Annotated in this window: 14 protein-coding genes, 1 tRNA gene, 1 other RNA gene and 2 pseudogenes; 15 read left to right on the plus strand and 3 right to left on the minus strand. The window is 60.4% G+C overall.

The genetic code is table 11. The annotated features are described in order from the left end of the window. The first annotated feature begins 3 nt into the window (after positions 1–3). The 10 genes and pseudogenes from drmA to ACQZAB_RS01455 all read left to right on the plus strand — a co-directional run. Positions 4–3,402 (plus strand): DISARM system helicase DrmA, encoded by a 3,399-nt coding sequence (gene drmA / locus ACQZAB_RS01410; protein ID WP_428386436.1) that lies wholly within the window; start codon positions 4–6, stop codon positions 3,400–3,402. Then, positions 3,399–5,186, plus strand: a complete 1,788-nt coding sequence (gene drmB, locus ACQZAB_RS01415; RefSeq protein WP_428386438.1) for a DrmB family protein — start codon at positions 3,399–3,401, stop codon at positions 5,184–5,186. The genes drmA and drmB overlap by 4 nt, the downstream gene beginning before the upstream one ends. Continuing rightward, the gene (drmC, locus tag ACQZAB_RS01420; RefSeq protein WP_428386440.1) at positions 5,183–5,968 is read left to right on the plus strand and encodes a DISARM system phospholipase D-like protein DrmC; all 786 of its coding nucleotides are present in this window, start codon (positions 5,183–5,185) and stop codon (positions 5,966–5,968) included. The genes drmB and drmC overlap by 4 nt, the downstream gene beginning before the upstream one ends. A gap of 232 nt (positions 5,969–6,200) precedes the next feature. Further along, a pseudogene (locus ACQZAB_RS01425) lies at positions 6,201–6,701 on the plus strand (3'-5' exonuclease); the annotation flags it as partial. 30 nt (positions 6,702–6,731) lie between these two features. Next, positions 6,732–7,205 carry a DNA packaging protein gene (locus tag ACQZAB_RS01430; RefSeq protein WP_428386442.1) on the plus strand — a complete coding sequence of 158 codons (474 nt, stop codon included), beginning with the start codon at positions 6,732–6,734 and terminating at the stop codon, positions 7,203–7,205. 115 nt (positions 7,206–7,320) lie between these two features. Then, the gene (locus ACQZAB_RS01435; protein WP_428386444.1) at positions 7,321–8,268 is read left to right on the plus strand and encodes a hypothetical protein; all 948 of its coding nucleotides are present in this window, start codon (positions 7,321–7,323) and stop codon (positions 8,266–8,268) included. Between the two features lie 241 nt (positions 8,269–8,509). Further along, positions 8,510–8,752 carry a helix-turn-helix domain-containing protein gene (locus ACQZAB_RS01440; RefSeq protein ID WP_428386446.1) on the plus strand — a complete coding sequence of 81 codons (243 nt, stop codon included), beginning with the start codon at positions 8,510–8,512 and terminating at the stop codon, positions 8,750–8,752. Between the two features lie 122 nt (positions 8,753–8,874). Then, a complete protein-coding gene (locus ACQZAB_RS01445; RefSeq protein WP_428386447.1) occupies positions 8,875–11,307 on the plus strand; it encodes a hypothetical protein in 2,433 nt (810 codons plus the stop codon). After that, positions 11,304–11,690, plus strand: a complete 387-nt coding sequence (locus ACQZAB_RS01450) for a hypothetical protein (protein WP_428386449.1) — start codon at positions 11,304–11,306, stop codon at positions 11,688–11,690. Before ACQZAB_RS01445 ends, ACQZAB_RS01450 begins: the two co-directional genes overlap by 4 nt. Before the next feature lie 3 nt (positions 11,691–11,693). Further along, positions 11,694–12,710 (plus strand): annotated as a pseudogene (locus ACQZAB_RS01455) (tyrosine-type recombinase/integrase); the annotation flags it as partial. 243 nt (positions 12,711–12,953) lie between these two features. On the opposite strand, the gene ssrA reads toward ACQZAB_RS01455, so the two are convergent. Then, positions 12,954–13,333, minus strand: a transfer-messenger RNA (tmRNA) gene (gene ssrA, locus ACQZAB_RS01460). Positions 13,334–13,467: 134 nt separating this feature from the next. On the opposite strand from ssrA, the gene ACQZAB_RS01465 reads away from it, so the two are divergent. Then, the gene (locus ACQZAB_RS01465) at positions 13,468–13,668 is read left to right on the plus strand and encodes a hypothetical protein (RefSeq protein ID WP_428386451.1); all 201 of its coding nucleotides are present in this window, start codon (positions 13,468–13,470) and stop codon (positions 13,666–13,668) included. A gap of 93 nt (positions 13,669–13,761) precedes the next feature. Here ACQZAB_RS01465 and ACQZAB_RS01470 read toward each other — a convergent pair whose 3' ends face one another. Together ACQZAB_RS01470 and fbaA are read right to left on the minus strand one after the other, a co-directional pair. After that, positions 13,762–14,454 carry a hypothetical protein gene (locus ACQZAB_RS01470; RefSeq protein WP_428386453.1) on the minus strand — a complete coding sequence of 231 codons (693 nt, stop codon included), beginning with the start codon at positions 14,452–14,454 and terminating at the stop codon, positions 13,762–13,764. A gap of 215 nt (positions 14,455–14,669) precedes the next feature. Further along, a complete protein-coding gene (gene fbaA, locus ACQZAB_RS01475; protein ID WP_428386454.1) occupies positions 14,670–15,716 on the minus strand; it encodes a class II fructose-bisphosphate aldolase in 1,047 nt (348 codons plus the stop codon). Between the two features lie 180 nt (positions 15,717–15,896). On the opposite strand from fbaA, the gene argJ reads away from it, so the two are divergent. From argJ to ACQZAB_RS01495, 4 genes are all read left to right on the plus strand, one after another. Then, complete coding sequence (argJ, locus tag ACQZAB_RS01480) at positions 15,897–17,162, plus strand: bifunctional glutamate N-acetyltransferase/amino-acid acetyltransferase ArgJ (RefSeq protein ID WP_428386456.1); 1,266 nt, start codon at positions 15,897–15,899, stop codon at positions 17,160–17,162. A 2-nt stretch (positions 17,163–17,164) separates the two neighbouring features. Further along, entirely contained in the window at positions 17,165–19,120 is a 1,956-nt protein-coding gene (locus ACQZAB_RS01485) for a hydantoinase/oxoprolinase family protein (protein ID WP_428386458.1), read from the plus strand. Continuing rightward, complete coding sequence (locus ACQZAB_RS01490; RefSeq protein WP_428386460.1) at positions 19,117–20,715, plus strand: hydantoinase B/oxoprolinase family protein; 1,599 nt, start codon at positions 19,117–19,119, stop codon at positions 20,713–20,715. The genes ACQZAB_RS01485 and ACQZAB_RS01490 overlap by 4 nt, the downstream gene beginning before the upstream one ends. Positions 20,716–20,726: 11 nt before the next feature. Next, positions 20,727–20,800, plus strand: a tRNA-Leu gene (locus ACQZAB_RS01495). Positions 20,801–20,804: the final 4 nt, after the last annotated feature.

A 20,804-nucleotide genomic window follows, 5' to 3' on the forward strand; every position in this document is an offset into this window, starting at 1 on the left:
ACCATGGACACGAGTACCACACGAGCGGCTCCATCTAGTGTAGAAGCACGCGAGTTTCTGATCGAAGCCCTCGAACTCGACCTTGTCGGCCCACGGCCCGGACATGACCTCGATGCCGAGCGGCTCCCTGGCTGGGTGCGCCCATCGAACTGGTACCTCTGCGGCTTCCTGATCCCGACCGGCACCCCACCCGAGAAGGCAAGCGATCCGGACGAGGAAGACGACTTTGCAGAGGTGCCCGGGCAGGCCGGGTTGTTCGAGGAAAGCGACGAAGAACGCAAGGCTGCGAAGAAGGCGTACTTCCCGTCGTCGATGGGCCTGAGCTTCCTCACAGCGAAGTCTGCCCAGCAGATCGCAGTGCGCGCCCGGTGGGGCGACTACACGCAAGGTGAGTACGAGGATGACGAAGGCAAAAAGGTGAACACCTGGGATCGTAAAGCCCGTGACGAGACGGTGTTGCTCACGCTCGCCTCGGGCGGCGGCCCGATCACTCGCGATGTGCCGAATTCCAACGGCTTACAGGTCTACGCGGTCGTCCGAGATGTCGCCTCGAAGGATCTCGGCGAGATGATCCCCGCTGGTACACGGTCGGTGTCGGTGTTCCTGGTCAATCGGCGGACGCCACACCCTGACCAGCCCGACTTGGCGTATGCGTTCCAGGCGGAGATCGAGGTGGCCTGCGAGCAGCCGTTTGTACCGAGACCCGATCTGCGTGGATTGCAGGCGACGGAATGGGACGAGATGGTCGCGGACCTCCACTTCTCTGATGCGCCCGAGTACGCGGCGGGGCACGGTCTGTCCGCCGAGTGGGATGTTGTTGACGGTCAGTGCCGCGTGATGCGGACGGCTTGGATGCCGACCGCGGAAGTCGAGAAGACCGAGACGGCGAAGATCGACGGTGTTGAGTTGTCGATGGATGTACTTGGCTCGCTTCCCGACGGAAAAGCCACCCGTACAGCGCTCCTGCCGTTGGTTGAGTACTATCGCTCGTGGATTGAGCTGCAGCGTAAGCGGATTGGCGACCTCAAGGGTTCGCGACGTGAGACCGCCGATGAACTGCTCCGCCTCGCGGGCATCGCGGCAGACCGCATCGAGCGGGGTGTCAAGGCACTCGCGGATGATGCTGATGCCCTTGACGCGTTCCGCATGAGCAATCGGGCGGTTTCTCGAGCACTCAAGAAACGACTCGAGATCGAATCGCCGCAATGGCGGGCATTCCAGCTTGCCTTCGTTCTGCTTAATCTACCCGGGCTGGTCGATCCCGAGGATGTGCATAGAGAGACGGTGGACCTACTCTTCTTCCCGACGGGTGGCGGCAAAACCGAGGCATATCTTGGCCTCGCCGCATTTGCCATGGTGCTCCGCCGGCTGCGGCACCCCGAGGAACAGGGGCGAGCCGGGGCTGGTGTCAGCGTGATGATGCGCTACACACTCCGCCTGCTCACACTTGACCAACTCGGTCGTGCTGCTGGACTGGTTTGTGCGCTCGAGCTGGAGCGAACCGAGCAGGTGGACCGCTATGGCGAGTGGCCCTTCGAGATCGGGTTGTGGGTCGGAAAGGCGGCGACGCCGAATATCCTTGGACGGAAAGGCGACAAGAGATCAGATTCGGCTCGATCCAAGGTCCGGCAGTTCAAGAACGACCCCAAGTACAAACCGTCACCGATTCCGCTTGAGTCGTGTCCTTGGTGCGGCCAGCACTTTGAACCAGATTCGTTCGCATTGCTGCCGAATGATGATCGTCCAAGCGAACTGCGTGTCGTTTGCACGAACTTTGAATGCGACTTCACCAGAGACCGCCCGCTCCCGATTGTTGCGATCGACCAGACGATTTACCGAAGACTGCCGGCGTTCCTGATCGCGACCGTCGACAAGTTTGCCTCGTTGCCTTGGACGGGCCCTTCAGGGATGATTCTCGGTGGTGCTGACCGCTTCGATGCAAGTGGGTTCTACGGCCCTGCTGAGCCGGGGCAAGGTACTCGACTACCGGTCCAGCTCCAAGGTCCGGATCTCATCATCCAGGACGAGTTGCATCTGATCTCTGGACCGCTGGGCTCCATGGCAGGTCTCTATGAGTCGGTAATAGAAACACTCTGTGTTCGATCAGTTAACGGTGCGCAAGTCAGACCAAAAATCGTTGCCTCGACAGCCACCGCCCGGCGGGCTCAAGACCAGATCCAAGCACTCTTTGCTCGTCCGATCACCCAGATCTTCCCGCCGCCTGGTCCTGACCGCCGTGACTCATGCTTCGCACGGATCGTGCCCTCGTCACAGACACCGGCGCGACGGTATGTCGGCATCGCGGCGCAGGGCCGTAACCCAAAGGTCATCATGCGGCGATCTTTGCTTGCCTTGATGGGAGCGGCCGAGCGGATGTACCGCGAGTGTGGTGGTCATAAGAACGAGCACAATCCGGTCGACCCATACATGACGATTCTGGGCTACTTCAATAGTCTTCGTGAGCTGGGCGGCGCTCGCCGAATTCTCGAGGAAGAGGTACAGAACACACTGAAGGCAATCGGTACGAAGCGGCGACTTGGGGAGACGCGCGGCCTATTTCAGGACCGCAAGACCTTCTCAGAGGTGGTAGAGCTCACATCGCGAGTCCCTACCAACAAGGTCGCAGAAGCACGCAGCCGACTCGAGTCCGGCTACCACGACATCAAACGTCGCATCGATTGCGCCATTGCGACAAACATGATCTCTGTTGGTCTTGACATCCCGCGACTCGGCACCATGGTCGTGCTGGGTCAGCCTAAGACACACTCTGAGTACATCCAGGCCACTAGCCGTGTTGGTCGTGATGACACACGTCCGGGTGTGGTGCTCACGCTCCTGAACATTCACAAGCCGCGTGACCGGTCCCACTATGAGCGATTCCGTCACTACCACGAGACGTTCTACCGCTCAGTAGAAGTCGCGAGCGTCACGCCTTTTTCTGCTCGCGCGATCGATCGCGGGCTTGCTGCAGTACTCGTCGCCCTCACCCGCCACATCGATACACAGATGACCCCTGCACGTGGTGTGGAACAACTGGCTCAGTTGCGAGCAACGATCGAGCCAACCATTCTTCAAGTACTCCGAGCACGTGTTGCAGCACAGCCGTTCGACGACGAAGACGAACGTCTTGCATGCGAACGTTCGATCCAGAATCGAGTTGGGGACCTCCTTGATTCATGGATCAAAGTCGTCACCGATTACGCCGCGTCTGGGATCGACGTGCAGTACCAGAAGTACGAGCTCGATAACCCTAAGCCACTGCTCCGGGAGATACTCGACACCGAGTTCGAGTCGGAGCATCATGAGAAGTTCCGTGCCAATCGCTCGCTCCGAGATGTCGAGCCGGAGGTCAATCTGTACCTGAAGAATCTCGTTGGCATCACCGCTGGGGGTGACCAGTGAGCCATAAAGCACACGGGCAGGTTCGCCAGGGGCAGGTGATCACGACCTGGGGTCCGGGTGCGCTGATCGACTTGCCGCAGGACGCCGCCATCATCGCCGGACTAGATACTTGGCCCAAGACAAGCGAGTTGTTGGAAATCAATGAGCCGCGTCTGGTTGCCAAACTTGAGCGGCTCACCGGCATGACGGCGGTGAGGCTCTTCGCGCCTCCCAGCGACCCACAAGATCCGCGGGAACCTGCACGTGGCATTGGGGCGTGGCGATTCCCCGAGTGGTTCGTTGTTCAGATGGACGATGAGGATCAAGACCGAGTCCGATCGCGACGACTCGTCCCTCGCAAAGCCCTTGATGATCGAGGTCGCTTCGACGGCCGCGGCGTCATTCCCACCCGCTTTGTTCGGGCGTGCCCGAACGGACATGTCGATGATCTTGATTGGTGGTTCTTCGTCCATGGCCCTGGGGACGACTGTCGCCGCCAACTGTGGCTCGATGAGCGCGGCACCAGTGGTGATCTCGCAGAGCTTGTTGTCCGGTGCGAATGTGGGAAGAGCCGCAACTTGTACGAGGCGGCCCAGATCGAGCTCAACGCTCTAGGGACATGCCGCGGGGCTCGACCGTGGCTTGGGCGAAACGCGAACGAAGACTGCAAGCTTCCAAGTCGTCTTCTCGTCCGCACCGCATCGAATGCGTACTTCCCGCAAGTACTGAGCGTGTTGTCGATACCGGACGAACGGCGAAAGGTCGATGTCGCCGTCGATGCGCATTGGGAAGATCTACAGATCGTGGATTCGGCAGATGTGCTGAAGATCATGAAACGCAAGCCGGACGTCGCGAAGGATCTGGACCTCTTCTCAGACGGCGACGTGCTCGATGCAATCGAGCGGAAGAAGTCATCGGGCACCGAGGACAAGCCTGTGAAACAAGTGGAGGTCGAGGCACTGCTCGCTGCTCCCGAAGGCTACGGGGATGATGTGCCGATCGATCCAAATTTCCATGCGAGACGTCTCCCTGACGCGGCATGGAGGTCGTCATCTCTCACGGATGGGCTCCAGTCAGTCATTCAAGTGCACCGTCTCCGAGAGGTGCTCGCGCTATCAGGCTTTACGAGGTTCGAGGCGATTACTCCGGATATCCACGGCGACTACGACTCGGATGTTGTCCGGGCCGAGTTGGCGTTGGAGCCCTCGTGGTTCCCGGCTGTTGAAAACCGTGGCGAGGGAGTCTTTATCCAGCTAAGGGCTGAGGCGATTTCGACTTGGATGGCACGTGATGCAGTCAAGTCGCGATTGGCGGTCCTGTCGGGTGGGCACGACCGTTGGGCCGAGGGGCGCAAGACGGCGCGGCCGTTTCCCGGTGGTCCATACCTGCTGCTGCATACGCTGTCGCATCTCTTGATTCAGTCCATATCGCTTCGGTGTGGATACCCTGCCAGCTCACTCCGTGAGCGCATCTTCGTGGAGCCACAGGGCGCAGGGATTCTCCTCTACACGGCAAGCGCGGATTCAGCTGGCACGCTCGGTGGACTCGTGCAGCAAGCGCGTCACCTTGAGTCGCATCTTCGGCAGGCTCTTCGGATCGGAGCGCTCTGCTCCAACGATCCCATTTGTGCTCAGCATTCCCCGAGCGAGAGCATGGAGGGCCGATGGCTTCATGGTGCCTCATGCCACGGGTGCTGCTTGATTGCTGAGACTTCATGTGAAATGCGAAACGACTACCTGGATCGATCCCTTGTCGTTGACACACTGTCCGATTCCGGTGCGTCGTTCTTTGGGGCACAGCCGTGAACCATGCTGCTGTCCTACAGATACCCCCGCATATCCGCGAGAGGCTCATTAAAGCCCTTGAGACCGGTCTTGCGCCGTACCCGTGCACTGCCGTTGGGCTACGTTCAGCTCTCGGTAACGCGGAAGTTCTGCCGGCGTCCATTCAAGCCATTAACGCCGTTGCCCGCTATGGAGTCGATGCATCCTGTGCGGCGGCATGGCTCAGGTCCGTAAGTGCCGCATCATCAGCCAGTGCAAGCCCTGATCTTGTCTGGTCAGGCCCAGAGGTTCCGGGTGTACACGCTCGCGATACACGGAGGGTGTACGAGGAACTGCAAGGCACCTTTAAGACGGCATTATGGCTTAGCACCTATGCGTTTTTTGATGGTCCGAAGGCATTTGAGTTGCTTGCCCGTCGGTTGGATGAAGACCCGTCGCTTGACGTGTGGCTTCTGCTGAACATTCAGCGGCCGAAGGGGGATACGTCAATGGCGTCAGATGTCGTCCGTCGTTTCACCGATACGTTCTGGACGCACGATTGGCCCGGAGTGACTCGGCCCCGGGTGTACTTCGACCCACGGTCGCTTGAGCTGAATACCACGCGCGGTGTTCTGCACGCCAAGGCAGTCGTCGCGGATGACGAGGTCGTCTTTATCACCTCTGCAAATATGACCGAGGCGGCCTTCGACCGAAACTTCGAGCTGGGTGTTCTGTCGCGGGACAGGGCCTTGGCAGCCTCGGTCGCACGACACTTCCAGGCTCTCATTGATCAAGGCCTGCTATCACCGCTTCCGCAGCACTGACCCTTTGGATGCGCACAACAAGGTTCCCGAAGAGCGCGAATCGCGTGACGGCCTGCGTCATCGTCGGCAGCCGCGAGGTTCGACCGCGACCTCGTTCTCACCATCCATACGAATAGACCACCCTTCGATCCTGACGCACAACGAAGGGCATGAGAAGCGGCAGCAAAGATGAACTTTCCCCCTGAACCGAGTCCGGAGGTTGTGGGAGACTTCCCGCGATCTGGACGTCATCAGGAAGGGCACCATTTCGGTCTTCAGCGGCCCGGCCCCGGACATCGAGATCCTAGAGACCGAGGACGCCGAGATCGAGACCGTCTCCGGCTGGGTGACCCGCCAGATCGAGTCGGGCCTGCCGGCCGAGGAGATTGGCGTCTTCGTCGGATCATCAGCCCAGCTGCCTCGGGCCCACGCGGCCATCAAGACGGCCGGGATCGATGCTTGTGATCTCGATGGCCAGAAGGACCTTGAGCCGGGCCACATCGCCGTGAGCACCATGCACTTGGCCAAGGGCCTCGAGTTCCGGGCCGTGGCCGTCATGGCCTGTGACGATGAAGTCATCCCCCTGCAGGAGCGGATCGAGGCCGTCGCCGACGAGGCGGACTTGGAGGAGGTCTACAACACCGAGCGGCACCTCCTCTACGTCGCGTGCACCCGAGCGAGGGATCATCTGCTCATTACGGGGATCGACCCGGCGTTGGACTTCCTCGCCGACCTCACCGTGACAAGTTCTTGAACCGCTATGGTGAGCGGATATCCTTTGGTCATGGCCGAACAGAACCCAACCCGACGCCCCGGCCGCCCGTCGTCGTACTCCAAGACGCTGGCGGCGAAGATCTGCGCGCGGCTTGCGGAGGGAGAATCCCTCCGATCGATCTGCCGGTCCCCCGACATGCCCTCCCGCCCAACTGTCATGGCCTGGCTGGATAAGCACCCGGAGTTTTTTGACCGGTACGCGCGAGCTCGTGATATTGGCTACGAGCTCCTCGCCGACGAGATCCTGGACATCGCGGACGACGGCCGCAACGACTGGGTCGAGCGTCACGACCCTGAGAACCCGGGCTACAAGACCAACCGCGAGCACATCGCTCGCAGCAGACTGCGGATCGACACGCGCAAGTGGGTACTGGCGCGAATGCTGCCGAAGAAGTTTGGGGAGCGACAGAAGTCAGAGCCGGGCGGGCAAGTGACGTTTAACGTGGTCACGGGGATTGAACGAGCACCGAACGATGAACCATGATCTCGTGCGTAGTAAAGAGCAGATTTGATCCTGATCGAGCCCATGCATAGGCCCTAGCTTGTTGAATCAATCGCTGGCATTTCGACTCGTTGAACGACTTGAAGAAGCCATCAGGATGATTCAGGAATCCTCTACTGTGCTGAGAGTCGATTGCCAATCTGTGGCACATGTTCTGTACGCGAATGAAGAAGTAAAGCAGTCAGTTCGATGGGATAGAATTGAGCATTTATCGCATAAGTTACAGTTCAAGCCGCCATTGACAGAACTTAGGGGTATATCTAAATCGGGAATTCGTGCCGACGGCAGGGATTACTCGTTCATCGAAGAACATCGTATTTTCAACTATCCAGAAGGTTCAATGGGCCCACTGTTGAACTATCGTGACGACTATGACCCTGGTGAAATAGCGACGGCAGTTTGTGAAGTTCTGGGTGCATGGGTCGCTTACCTTAACGCGGAACTGGAATCTGTTACCCCAGTAACTAGTCTTGATAAGCAGCAGGAGCGCAACAGCTCCCAGGTGGAGCAATCCCCTGTCGCACCCCAAGAGCAATCTTCGAGCAAAGATAAAGTTGGTGTGAAAAAGTCTTGGACCGAAGTGCAGAAACAGCTAGTTGAGATGCACGATTCAGGGATCCCGTATTCAGACACAAGGACGTTAGCCAAGAAAATCGGCTGTTCTGTGTCGACAATCAACAAGGCAATAAAACCCTCCGAAGGCAGCCTAGCCAAGCTTGATGAGCCAGGAAAGCACTACGCGACTAAAGCCTCTATCACCCTTAGAGCTTGGCGAGCCAAGAAGGTGATTCCCACGAACAAGCCCTCTGTAATGGGTCTTAATGAGGCGATCGAGGATCAACTCAAGCAGACTCGAGAGACGGATCCAAGCACGGAGCTCGCATCAGTAGAGTCTGAGGCCAAGATACGGGAGTACATAGCGACACTCTCCGATGAGAAAAAGAAATGGCTTCAGAGTTTACCCCTCGATGAGCAACGAGAAGCCATTCGGCTGATGCTTGAGGATCCGGATAAAGGTTTCAAGGTTCTGAAGCGGAGACCCTAGACAGCAGTATTCGATGAGTGAAATGCTTCACTCCAGTGATGTAGACAGTTGGCCAGTTGAAGATTCGTCAGGGGGTCGCCTAGTCTTCGAGTCGGGTCTGGGGGTCTGTTCGCGATCATAGTGTGGTTGTTCGCGATCCAAAAAACCCTTCTCAGCAGCTGAAAACCGATATTTCGGGCTGTTCGCACGAACAACACGTCTTCCAGTACACGGGCAATGTCGCCCCGAAGGAGACCGTGTTATGTCGAACTGCAAAGAACCAAGCCGCTGTGTGCCGGCTTCCATTCCAAGACTCCTGACCTACCGCCAAGCCGGCGAGGTTCTGGGCGTCACCGAACGTACCGTCTGGGCCTTGGTCAACCGTCGCGTTATCCCCTCTGTCAGAATCGGCTACTCGGTCAGGATTGATCCGGCAGATCTCGAGTCGTATATCCAGCAATCAAAGAGGGGTTGCCAGACGCAGGAAAGTGAGGGTGTCCGATGAGTGACTGGCACCCCGTAACTGAGAACAACCCTTGTCCGGTCTGCGGCAAATCACACTGGTGTGCATTCACACCCGACGCGAAACGTCTGAGGTGCATGCGCGGTGGGGCTACCCCGGCGGATATGAAATACCTCAAGGAGGACCGTGATGGCGGACATCTCTACACGTTCAAGGACGATGACACGAGTTCACATTTCAAGCCACGGTCTAGGTCTAACCCCGCCCCGAAAGTCGATGTGCGAGCCCTTGCTAAGGAGATGGAGAACCTCAGGGGTCAAATGACCTCGGAGCTTCTCACTAGTCTCGCTGCCTCTACAGGCCTACCCGAAGAATCCTGGCGGCCACTTCGTGTCGGCTGGGCTACTCGATCAGATCTCAACAGACTTCATGTGGCAGGAAGTGGTAGCTGGCGCGAGTCCAACCCAGAAGGTGCCTTCGCCATCGCCGAGTCTGACGGCAAGGGGCGAATCATCGGCATCAGCTTCAGGACTTTGGACGGTCTCAAAGGCTCTGCAAAGGGCTCCCAACGTGGCCTGGTGGTACCCGATTCATCGGGTACGGGGCCCACGCTCGTGGTCGAGGGGGCCTCGGACGTGGCGGCATGTAACTCGATGGGCCTGCGAGCCGTGGGGCGGCCCAGCAACTCAGCCGGGGCCGCCTTCCTCGACGATTATCTCGAGGGCGAGGAGATCCTGGTCGTCGGGGAGAACGACCGCAAAGCCGACGGATCCTGGCCCGGGAGGGAAGGGGCGAAAACCATCGCCTCCAAGCTAGCGGGCCTATGGGGTAAGCAGGTGTCTTGGTCGTTGCCACCAGACGGGGCCAAGGACATCAGGGCGTACTACCAGCAGCACGTCGTTTTAGGGTCCACGGACCCACGTCTGGTGGGGCGCGAGCTCCTGAGACAGCTCAAGGCGAGTAAACAAGGCGTGAAGCCAAAGAAGCCTGCAGCTGACCCCGAGGATCTCGTGTCGCTGGCCATGGAGCTCTATGACTTTGGCAAGACCGAAACCGGTGAGGTGTTTGCAGTTTCGAAGGATGGTCCAAGGCTTGCGCAACTCTTCCGCCGAAGCAGCGGCTCCTTCAAGGCTGACCTAGCCCTTGCATACAAGGTCAAGAACAGCAAGACCTGTGGGTCCGACATGTTTGAATCGGCCTTAAGGGTGCTCGAGGGCCTGGCGATGAAGGTGACTGCAGTCCCTGTCGCGATCCGCGTGGGCTCGATGTCTCCGGCGGCTTCGGACATGTCGGACGTTTCGGACATGTCGGACGATCAACTTGGGCTGGAACCGGGGGTGTGTGTGCTGGATCTGGGTAGAGACGACGGCCAAGTGGTGGTCATCGACCCGCAAGGCTGGGAGCTAAGACGTGAATCGTCCCTCCTGTTCCAGAGAACTGCTCTCACGAGCGAATTGCCATTACCTCAGCAGGATGTTGACTCATCGAGGCTGCTTGAGTTCAAGCAGATCCTCAATGTGACTGAGAAGGACTGGCCGCTTGTCGTGGGATGGATGGTCGCGAGCCTGTTACCCGACATCCCGCACCCGATTCTGATGCTGGGTGGTGAGCAGGGGACCGGCAAGTCGACGGCGGCACGACTCGTAGCCGGCCTGATCGACCCCTCTTCGGCACCGCTCCGATCCGAGCCTCGGAATCCTGAAGAGCTGGCCGTCTCGGCCTCGAACTCCTGGATTGTCTGTCTCGACAACCTGTCCAGGATATGCCCATGGCTCTCCGACGCCCTGTGCAAGGCTGTTACGGGCGACGGGCACGTTCGACGCAAGCTCTACACCGACGGAGAGCCCGCGGTGATGGCCTATCGCCGGTGCATCATGCTCACCAGCATCGACCCGGGCAGTCTCCGGGGTGACCTGGGTGAGCGTCTGCTGATGGTAGAACTCGAGCGGATCCACTCCGACGCCCGGAAAACCGAGTCCCGGTTGAACCGCCAGTATCAGCGACTCCGGCCGGTTCTGCTCGGGGCCCTGCTAACCGCCGTATCCAGAATCTTGGCAGCCTTGCCACAGGTCAGCCTCGACGAACACCCGCGGATGGCTGATTTTGCTCAGGTTCTGGCGGCGCTAGATCAGGCGTGCCCTGAACTCACCGGGGGCCAAGCCTACGAGAGCTTTATGAAGCAACGGGGACGGATCTCTCAAGAAGTGGTCGAGGCGGATCCAGTAGCCAGTGCTCTAGTGGCCTGTGTTCAAGAGAAGGGTGAGTTCCGCGGTTCAGCTAGTGAACTGCTGGAGCTGCTGACGCCCGACAACCCGCTACGGGGATGGCCGGGCACACCCCAGGCCATGGGGCAGCGGCTCAAGCGGATCGCACCCGACTTGCGTGAACTCAGCCTTGAAGTCTCTCAGGACAAGGAATCGGATAGCCACAGGAAGCGACTTTGGATTGTCCGCTACATGGGCGATGCAAATGTCCGAAACGTCCGATCGTCCGGCGCGTCTGAGGACGGTCAGTCCAAGCCCGAGGATCAGACGGATGATCCGGTCGCCCCAGAACCTCGTTCTTCGGACACGGGCGGGAAGGAGTACCGGTTATGACAGCTGCGCTTCTGCGAGATCTCCGGGCCGAAGGGGTTCAACTCAAGCTTGTCGATGACGTAGATCCGACCATCCGGGTCTTGGATCCCCGCGAGGTACTGACCCACGAACGCCTCGTCATGCTCAGTCGACATAAACCACAGCTCGTGAGTTACTTACAACGCGACCGCGACCGTCGTGAAGCGGCTGGGCTGATCCGTCTCGCGCGCCATCATGGCTTCAATCTAGGCGTTGCGATGCGGGACGCTTGGCACGAGCGGCTGGCGATCTGCACCGTCGATGGACTCATGAGCGAGGCCCAGGCAGCTGAGGTAGCTCTGGCCGAGCTATGGTCCTTGATGCAAACTAACCCCCTGCCCCAACCGGGATATGAGGAGCGATGAATCATGGCAAGTATCTCGTCCCGCAAGAACGGCAGCCGCTTCATCACGTTCTTCAATGGTCAGCGGCAGCGAAAGACAATCACACTGGGCACGATCTCGAAGCGGTCGGCAGAGTCCATCAAGGTGCGGGTGGAAGACTTGGCCTCGGCACTTGCAAGCCACCACGCACCGAAAGATGACACCGTGCGCTGGCTGAGCGAGATCGACGACAAGCTCCACGACAAGCTCGCGAAGGTCGGCCTGACTCCTGCTCGAGTCTCCACCAGTCTCTCATGTTGGCTCGATCAGTATGTCAGTGAAAAGGAGGACGATCTAAAACCCGAGAGCATCCGCAAGCTCAGACAGACTCAGGTCAAGCTCAAGGCCTATTTCGATGATGAGATTGAGCTAAGAAAAATCACCCCACAGCAGGCAATCGAATGGCGACGCTTCCTCAAGCAGCTTGGCCTGAGCGACGCCGCTATAAAGACCCACTGCGGCAACGCCAAGTCGATGCTGGCCGAGGCGGTCCGTCGCAAGCTGATCGTGGAGAATCCTATGCTGGGTTTGAAGTCTGGCCCCACACCCAGCAAGTACACCCGCTACATCACCCCCGAAGAAATCGATCTCGTCATAGAGGCTTGTCCCGACTCCGAGTGGCGCTTGCTGTTCGGCCTTGCCCGACTGGCGGGGCTCCGGATTCCCAGCGAATCCCACTTGCTGACGTGGGCCGATGTGGATTTTGAGCGTTCGAGGTTGACAGTGAGGAGCCCGAAGACGGAGCACCACGCTGGCCACGAACAGCGGATCGTCCCGATTACACCAAAACTTATGGAGTTGATCAGCGATCGCTACGAGAGCTGCCCGGAGGGCGAGCAGCGACTCGTCACCATCAGCGGCAAAGGGGCACTCATCCGCAAGGTCAGACCCATCTGGAAGCGGGCTGGTGTCAAGGGCTGGGAGCGGCTCTGGCAGACGCTGCGTCAATCATGCGAGAAGGAGTGGGCAATGACCTTTCCGCAGTTTGCAGTCAGCAAGTGGATCGGCCACAGCATCACAGTGAGCGGTCGACACTACGCCAACGACGTGCCTGACGAGCTATTTGCTCTGGCCGCTGACCATCACCCCCCTGCCAGCCGCGCGCAGCGCCAGGCGCAGCAGAACATGTCGGCAAGGGCGGGAAATGCCCAGAAACAGAAAAAGCCCGCCGAGGGAGTCGACGGGCTTAGTTCCGGTGTTTGCAGGGATTTGCAGGATATTTCTACAAGTCCTTGTCCCACAAGTAGATGGAGCCGGGGGGATTCGAACCCCCGTGCCGAGACAGTCAGCGAGCAGCTTCTACGCGTGTAGTCGTTTGTTTGGGTCTCAACCCCTTGTCGGCAAGCGACAGCCTACGCGGGGTCCAGCCTCTGAGTGTTTAACCCGCGTGCCCTGAGGCCTGACACGCGAAGCGATCCAGCTAGTCATTCACCCTAAACCTGCCACTGGCGAGCGGGCATCAGGATGTGCTGCTTATTAGGCAGCGAGGCGGGCCGGCGCGAAGCCGATCCGACCAGCGATGTTATCGTTGGCATTTAAGTGTTTGTACGTGGTTTAACGAGGCCAACGTACACCTCGACGCGCCACCACAAGCCTTCCCTGTCCGGTCGATACCGGTCGGCCCCAATTTTCAAAGATCAACACTAACTCTATCGGTTAGGCGGGTCACGGTCAAGAGCGTGATAGGTGTTTGTTTGTATCTCTTTCAGATCGTCGGATTCGTGAAGAACCTCTCAGAGCCGTCGCCTAGGGTTTGGGTATGGACATCAAGCAACAGAACTATGAGGACGGGTCTGTTCCGCAGATCGAGAGTGAGACGCTGGGCATCCATGACAAGGACCCGAGGCCGCAGGCCGGAGCGCCGGCCTGGCTGGCGGCGGCAACGGTTGGGGGCGTCTTTCTCGTGTCGGCATTCCTGGTGGCGGCTTTTGTCTTTCTCTTCGGGCTTGGGGCGGGCTGAGGCGAGCCAAGACTTTAGGTTGAAGAAAATCGATGGCATAAAAGAACCCGCCGGACGGCGGGTCTTTGGGTTTTATCTTGTGGTTTGATTCAATCAGCCTCGGCGACGCAGGGCGACAAGCCCCAAAAGCGTCAGGCCAGCGAGGGCCGAGGTGGGCGTCGGTGCGTAGCTGGGGTTGGGGGGGGCTGCGACGCCATCGGTGACTACCACGTCATCGATGAGGAAATTGAGTCGCGGTGCTTCGGTCGGATTTGGCACATACTGAGCCGTCAGGAGCACCCGGTCAAAGGCCATGTCCGAGACGAAGCCCCAGAAAGATTCGCTGGCTGAAGGTGCGATGACGCCAACGACCTGCGTGGCGTTCATCAGCACGGCGACACCAAGGTCGGCGGTGCCACCACTGGCGGTCCAGTCGGCACCGAAGCCGTAGGTGTCATCAGCGAGAACGATGAGGGTCTGCAGGGTGCCTTCGCCATCGAAGGTGGGCAAGGTGTCCTGGAAAGTTGAGACTCGGTCACTGACCGAGATGTCGCCCGAGCCGTCATCAACGAAGCTTAGACCGGAGTAATTCGACTGGTAGCTGGCGATCACCGAGGAGGTAAATGCGGTCACATCGTCGGCCACGGAAGCGGCGTCGAAAGTTTCGGTCTCGACGGCCAGTCCCATCCCGCTGACGGCGGCCAGCCAGCCGGCTTCGTCATTGCTGTACTGGGTGATGGATGCGGCCTGCGCGTTAGCGCAGAACATCATCGCGACTCCCAGACTTCCTACTCTCGAGCAACTCATCTCACGCTCCCTAAACGCTTTACGCGTTTTCACCACCTATGCTAGCATCGACGCAGGTCGTGCCTTATCGAGATTATGACACACGGATCACGGCGGTACAACTGTCACGGCCGTTTTTTCCGCAAAATTTACCCCGTCTTAACGGTCACCCTGAAACAATACAGGGCCGCTTTCGCAACCCTGTATCTTGCCTAGATTATCTAAATACCCATCTATCAGACGCTTGCGGCTTCCGGCTTGAGGGTCTTGCCAACGGCTTTGAGGTCTTCGCAGGCTTCCTTGACACGCTCGGCCATGGCGACTTCGCCGGCCTTCAGGTAGCTGCGAGGGTCGTAGTACTTCTTGTTGCCGACTTCGCCATCAATCTTCAGCACCGCGTCGTAGTTTTTCATCATGTGATCGGCGACCGCACGGGTGAAGGCGTACTGGCAGTCGGTGTCGACATTCATCTTGACGACGCCGTAGTCGAGGGTCTCGTGGATCTCGCTCTTGGCCGATCCCGAGCCGCCGTGGAAGACGAGCCAGAACTTGGCGTCGGCACCGAATTTGGCCTTGATAGCGTCCTGACCCTGTTTGAGGATGTCGGGGCGGAGCTTCACGGCTCCGGGCTTGTAGGCCCCGTGGACGTTGCCGAAGGTGGCGGCGAACATGTACTTGCCATCGACCTGGCCCATCTTTTCGTAGACGTAGACCATGTCTTCGGGGGTGGTGTAGAGCTTGTCGGCGGGGGTGTCTTCGCTGCCTGAGGCACCGTCTTCTTCGCCGCCGACGACGCCGGCTTCGACCTCGATGATCTGACCGATCTTGGCCATGCGCTCGAAGATGGGCACGGAGAGCGCCATGTTTTCTTCGAGGGGCAGGCCCGAGGCGTCGAGCATGTGGCTGGAGTAGAGCGGGAGTTTGCCTTCGGCGACCCGCTTTTCGCTTTCCTCGATCAGCGGGATGAGAAAATCATCGACGTTCTTGGGCGGGCAATGGTCGGTGTGGATGGCGACGTTGATGTCGAGTTTTTCAGCGGCCCGGTGGATGTGCTCGGCGATGGAGATGGCACCGAGCACCATGTCGCCGATGGCGGTACCGGAGGCAAACTTGCCGCCACCGGTTGAGACCTGAAGAATGCCGTCGCTGTTGAGATCGGCGAAGGCTCGGAGGGCCGCGTTGGCGGTGATTTCGCTGGTGACATTGATCGCCGGATAGGCGAAGTGGTTGTCGTAGGCGTTCTCGAGCATCTTGCAGTAAGTCGCATAATCAGCCACGGGCATGGTGGTGTCTCCTCAAGAGCAAAAAGGGCTTTGGGTTGAAGGCGTTACCTGCCAGAGGCGGTATCGCCGACGATCAAAGGATCGTCAAGTCCTATACTATCAGAATCGGCCCGTTTTGGCAAAGTCCTTAGAGGGAGCCGGCGAGTCACCTTGGGTTCGGCTTCAGATTAAGGTGTCGTCATGGCTGTGACTCCTCCCCGATCGACGCTCAAGGTCCCGCGTGGCTACCGGTTCGCTGGGGTGACCGCCGGCATCAAACCCTCTGGCAAGCCGGACTTATCGCTGATCGTCTCGGATCGGCCGGCGACGGCGGCGGGGGTGCTGACCAGGAACCGGTTCTGCGGGGCACCCGTTACGGTTACGAAACGCCACCTCAAAGACGCTCGGGCGCGAGCGATCGTCGTGAACTCGGGCATCTCGAACGTGGCCAACGGCGACCGGGGGCTTAAGGACGCCAAGGCGATGACGCAGCAGGTGGCGGATCGTCTGGAAGTCCCCGCCAGCGAGGTGCTGGTGGCTTCGACCGGCGTGATCGGCCATCCGCTGCCGATGGACAAGATCGAGGCGGGGATCGACGAGGCTCATCGACAGCTGCGGAGCGGGCCGGCGGCGATCAAGCGTGCGGCGGAGGGCATCCTGACGACGGACACCCGGATCAAGACCGCGGCGGCCGAGGGCGTCGCCGAGAAACGGGCGCTCGGGATGACGCTCGACAGCGACCGGTTCACGCTGCTGGGGATCGTCAAGGGATCGGCCATGGTGGCGCCGAACATGGCCACGATGCTCGGTTTTCTGATGACCGATGCGGCCATCGACGCCAGGCTGATCAAACCGCTGCTTGCCGAGGCCGTGGATCAGACCTTCAATCGCATCAGCGTCGATACCGATACCTCGACCTCGGACATGGTGCTGCTGCTGGCCAACGGCGCTTCGGGGATGGACCGGATCCGATCGAAGGCGAGCCCGGGCTATCAGGCATTTCGAGAGGCGCTGCTGAAGGTGTGCCGGTCGCTCTGCCATCAGCTGCTCTGGGATGCCGAAGGCGTCACGCGCGTTTTTCACGCCGTCGTCGAAGGCGCCAAAACAACTAAAGAAGCCGATGCCATCGGCCAGGCGATCGTGAACTCGCCACTTGTGAAAGCAGCGGTGCATGGCGGGGACGCCAACTGGGGCCGGCTGGTCATGGCCGTCGGCAAGAGCGGTGCGGCCATCAAGCCCGCGGACGTCTCTCTGGCGATCGCCGGGGGCAAGACGCCGATCCAACTGCTTGCCAAGGGGCAGCCCGTGTCGCAGTCGGCGGCCTCGCAGCAGAAGATCGACAGGCTGATGACGCAGGGCGAGGTCACGTTTCATGTCAGCCTCGATCGCGGCAAAGCCTCGGCGACATGGTCGGGCACAGACCTTTCCGCCGAATACGTCCGGCTGAACGCCGACTACACCACATGAGCGTGAGCGAGCGACCGGCCTATCGCATCGGGGTGGATACGGGTGGCACCTTCACCGACCTGGTGCTGGTGGATCGTGAGGACGTGCTCATCGCGAGCCACAAGCGGCTGTCGACGCCGGACGATCCCGCGGAGGCGGTTCTTGCCGGTATCGAATCGCTGCTGTCTGAGGCCGGCATCGTTGATGAACCCGACGTTGTGCATGGCTCGACGGTCGCGACCAATGCGCTGCTGGAAGGGAAGACGGCTCGTTCGGTGCTTATCACCACCGCTGGGTTTGAAGATGTGCTGTTGATCGCGCGGCAGCATCGGCCGGACATCTATGCGTTGGTTCCCGAGAAGAAGAAGCCGCTGATTGATCGAGAGATGACCATCGGTGTACGGCAGCGGACCGCTGAGGATGGTCGCGTGGTCGAGCCACTCGGCGAGTTGCAGCCGACGCTGAATTGGATCAAAGCCCAACAGCCCGAAGCGATCGCGGTCTGCCTGCTCCATAGCTATGCCAACCCGGAGGATGAGAAGCGGCTGGGCGAGGCGATCCGTGAGCGCTTCCCGGATGTTCCGCTCACGCTTTCACACGCGTTGCTGCCGGAGATGCGTGAGTACGAGCGAACCGCGACGTGCGCCATCAACGCGGCAGTGGCCCCGAAGATGCGAACCTATCTCGGTAGGTTGGCTGCCAAGCTCGGTCCTCGACGATTGAGCATCATGGCCTCGCACGCCGGGACGCTTTCGGTCGGCGAAGTCTGCGAGCAACCGGTGCGGACGATTCTCTCCGGTCCGGCAGGCGGGGCACTCGGGGCCATTGAGGTCGCACGATCACTCGGCTACCGGGACATCATCACCTTCGACATGGGCGGAACCAGCACCGACGTTGCTCTGCTGCGTGAACGACCGAAGCTGACCACCGAGGGGATGGCGGCCGACCTGCCGGTCCGGCTGCCGATGGTTGACCTGCACACGGTCGGCGCCGGAGGCGGGTCGATCGCCTGGATGGATCAAGGCGGAGCCCTGCGTGTCGGCCCGCAATCCTGCGGGGCCAGTCCGGGGCCAGCGTGCTACGGGCAGCAGTCTGGCGACCTTGTGCCGACCGTGACCGATGCCCACGCCGTGCTCGGCAACCTCCCCCCGGACACCCGGCTGGCCGGATCGATGCCGCTGAACCTCGACGCCGCTGAGTCGGCGATCGCCAGTCTAGCCGACAAGCTAAAGCTCAGCGTCAGGCAAACAGCCGACGGCATCCTTGCTGTTGCAGAGGCCACCATGGCCCGTGCCATCCGGAAGGTGTCTCTGGAGCAAGGACACGACCCGGCAGAGCACGCGCTCGTGACGTTTGGCGGAGCCGGTGGATTGCATGCCTGCCGACTCGCCGAAGAACTGGGTATCCATACGATCATCGTCCCGGCGCATGCCGGACTGCTGTCGGCGGTGGGCATGCTGACGGCCCCGCGCAGCCTGACGTTCTCCCGATCGGTAATGCGACTGCTTGGAACAGAGCAACTCGTAACAGCACGTCATACCAGTGCCTGGCGGACCTCGCTGTTTCCAGAGGCTTTCGCTTTGCTCGATCGTCAAGCCGCCAGCTGGTTCGAGCAGCACGAGATCGCCCATGCGGATCGACAGACCCGCTGCCTGGCCGATCTTCGGTATCAGGGACAGTCTTTTGAGATCTTTGTCGAGTTGGCCTCCGACGACCCCATCCTGTCCTTTCAGCGCGAGCACGAACGGCTGTATGGCTATTGCCCGAGCGACGCCGCTATCGAAGTGGTCACGCTCCGATACGAGGTGGCTTCGGCGTCTCATCGGGTGAGGTTCCGGGATCAAGGCCGGGCCCGGGAAGTCCTCGGGCCCGACATCATCCGAGACATCGCTTCAACCCTGGTGGTCCGCAACGGCTGGCGGGCCTGCCTCACCGAGCAGGGACACGCCATCCTCCGGCCCGCTGGAGGCAAGCCGTGACACAGGCCTTCACGCCTATCGATATCGAGCTGTACAAACACCTGCTGACCGCGATCGCGGAGGAGATGGGCATCCGTCTGATGCGCTCGGCCTACTCGCCGAACATCAAGGAACGACGCGATCACTCCTGCGCGTTGTTCGACGCCTCGGGCAGGCTGATGGCTCAGGCCGCTCACATCCCGGTCCATCTCGGTTCGGCGGCCGTGTCGGTCGCGGCCGTGATGGAAGCCTTCGACCCGGCTTCGATGGTCGATGGCCAGATGTTCATCCTGAATGACCCGTATGCCGGCGGAACGCACCTGCCCGATGTCACGGCCGTTGCGCCCGTGATACTTGAAGAGGGCCAGCGGCCTGCTTTTTACGTGGCCAATCGCGCACACCATGCTGATGTGGGCGGCAGCCGGCCGGGGTCCTTGTCCCTCATCGCAACGATTGAAGAAGAAGGCGTCCGCTTCGGACCCATGCCATTCGATAAAGCCTTCATCGAATGGTTCGCGAATCAGACCCGCACGCCCGGCGAGCGATGCGGGGACCTGTTCGCCCAGGCCGCAGCGCTGCGACTCGGTGTCCAGCGGATGAAGGACTTGTGTACGAAACGGGGCTCCAGCCGGATGAGTGAGGCGGGGGATGCGTTGATCGCCTACAGCCAGCGAATGATGCAAGCGGTCATCCGTGACCTGCCCGATGGCTGCTATCGGTTCGAAGATGCACTGGACAATGACCCGCTCAAGGACCCGAACCGACCGGTCTGGATCCGTGTGGCGCTCGAGATCGAAGGCGACCATGCCAGGATCGATTTCTCCGAGAGTGACGACCAGATGCAGGGTCCGCTAAACGCGGTACGCGCCATCACCCTGGCTGCGACGCAGTACTGCTTCCGTTGTCTGGGGCCGGCGGACCTCCCCGACAACGCAGGCGTCCTGAACGCGCTCGAGGTGATCACCCGACCCGGTTCCGTCGTCGAAGCGCGCTACCCCGCAGCGGTCGCAGCGGGCAACGTGGAAACTTCACAGCGGATTGTGGACGTGCTCTTCGGAGCTTTGGCACAGGCCGCGCCCGATCGTGTGCCCGCAGCGTCAGCTGGTTCGATGACCAACCTGACGCTGGGGGGGATGGACCCCCGACATGCCGATCAGAAACCCTTCGCCTACTACGAGACCATCGCCGGCGGGGCCGGTGCCGGGCCTGCGTCGCCGGGCGCCTCGTGCATTCAGATCCACATGACCAACACCCTGAACACCCCGACCGAAGCCCTCGAGCACGCCTATCCCCTCCGGGTCCGCTCGGTGAGCGTGCGGCCAGATTCGGGCGGAACGGGGCTGCATCGGGGCGGCGACGGCATGGTTCGGGTCTACGAAGCGCTGGTCCCGACGGAGGTCACGCTGATCGCCGAACGTCATCAGCGCCCGCCTTACGGGCTTTGTGGCGGCGAACCGGGTGCGTGCGGTCGAGCCAGCCTGATCCATCTCGATGGCCGGCGCGAGACACTCTCGGGCAAGGTCGAAAGAACCCTCAACCCTGGCGAGCAACTGGTCATCGAGACGCCGGGCGGCGGAGGGTGGGGGCAGACTGACCCGCCCGCTGACGCTCGTTAAGCTGTCTGGATGGCTCCGTAGCCCAATTGGCAGAGGCAATCGACTTAAAATCGATCCAGTGCGGGTTCGAGTCCCGCCGGAGCTATTGA

It is taken from the genome of Mucisphaera sp. (assembly GCF_965279675.1).
In the GTDB taxonomy this organism is placed as follows: Bacteria; Planctomycetota; Phycisphaerae; order Phycisphaerales; family Phycisphaeraceae; genus Mucisphaera.

Coding starts and splice junctions, on each gene's coding strand:
- ACQZAB_RS01440 (WP_428386446.1), top strand. CDS start 8,510: ATGTCGAACTGCAAAGAACCAAGCCGCTGTGTGCCGGCTTCCATTCCA.
- ACQZAB_RS01465 (WP_428386451.1), top strand. CDS start 13,468: ATGGACATCAAGCAACAGAACTATGAGGACGGGTCTGTTCCGCAGATC.
- ACQZAB_RS01470 (WP_428386453.1), bottom strand. CDS start 14,454: ATGAGTTGCTCGAGAGTAGGAAGTCTGGGAGTCGCGATGATGTTCTGC.
- argJ (WP_428386456.1), top strand. CDS start 15,897: ATGGCTGTGACTCCTCCCCGATCGACGCTCAAGGTCCCGCGTGGCTAC.
- ACQZAB_RS01450 (WP_428386449.1), top strand. CDS start 11,304: ATGACAGCTGCGCTTCTGCGAGATCTCCGGGCCGAAGGGGTTCAACTC.
- ACQZAB_RS01445 (WP_428386447.1), top strand. CDS start 8,875: ATGAAATACCTCAAGGAGGACCGTGATGGCGGACATCTCTACACGTTC.
- ACQZAB_RS01430 (WP_428386442.1), top strand. CDS start 6,732: ATGGCCGAACAGAACCCAACCCGACGCCCCGGCCGCCCGTCGTCGTAC.
- drmA (WP_428386436.1), top strand. CDS start 4: ATGGACACGAGTACCACACGAGCGGCTCCATCTAGTGTAGAAGCACGC.
- fbaA (WP_428386454.1), bottom strand. CDS start 15,716: ATGCCCGTGGCTGATTATGCGACTTACTGCAAGATGCTCGAGAACGCC.
- ACQZAB_RS01435 (WP_428386444.1), top strand. CDS start 7,321: ATGATTCAGGAATCCTCTACTGTGCTGAGAGTCGATTGCCAATCTGTG.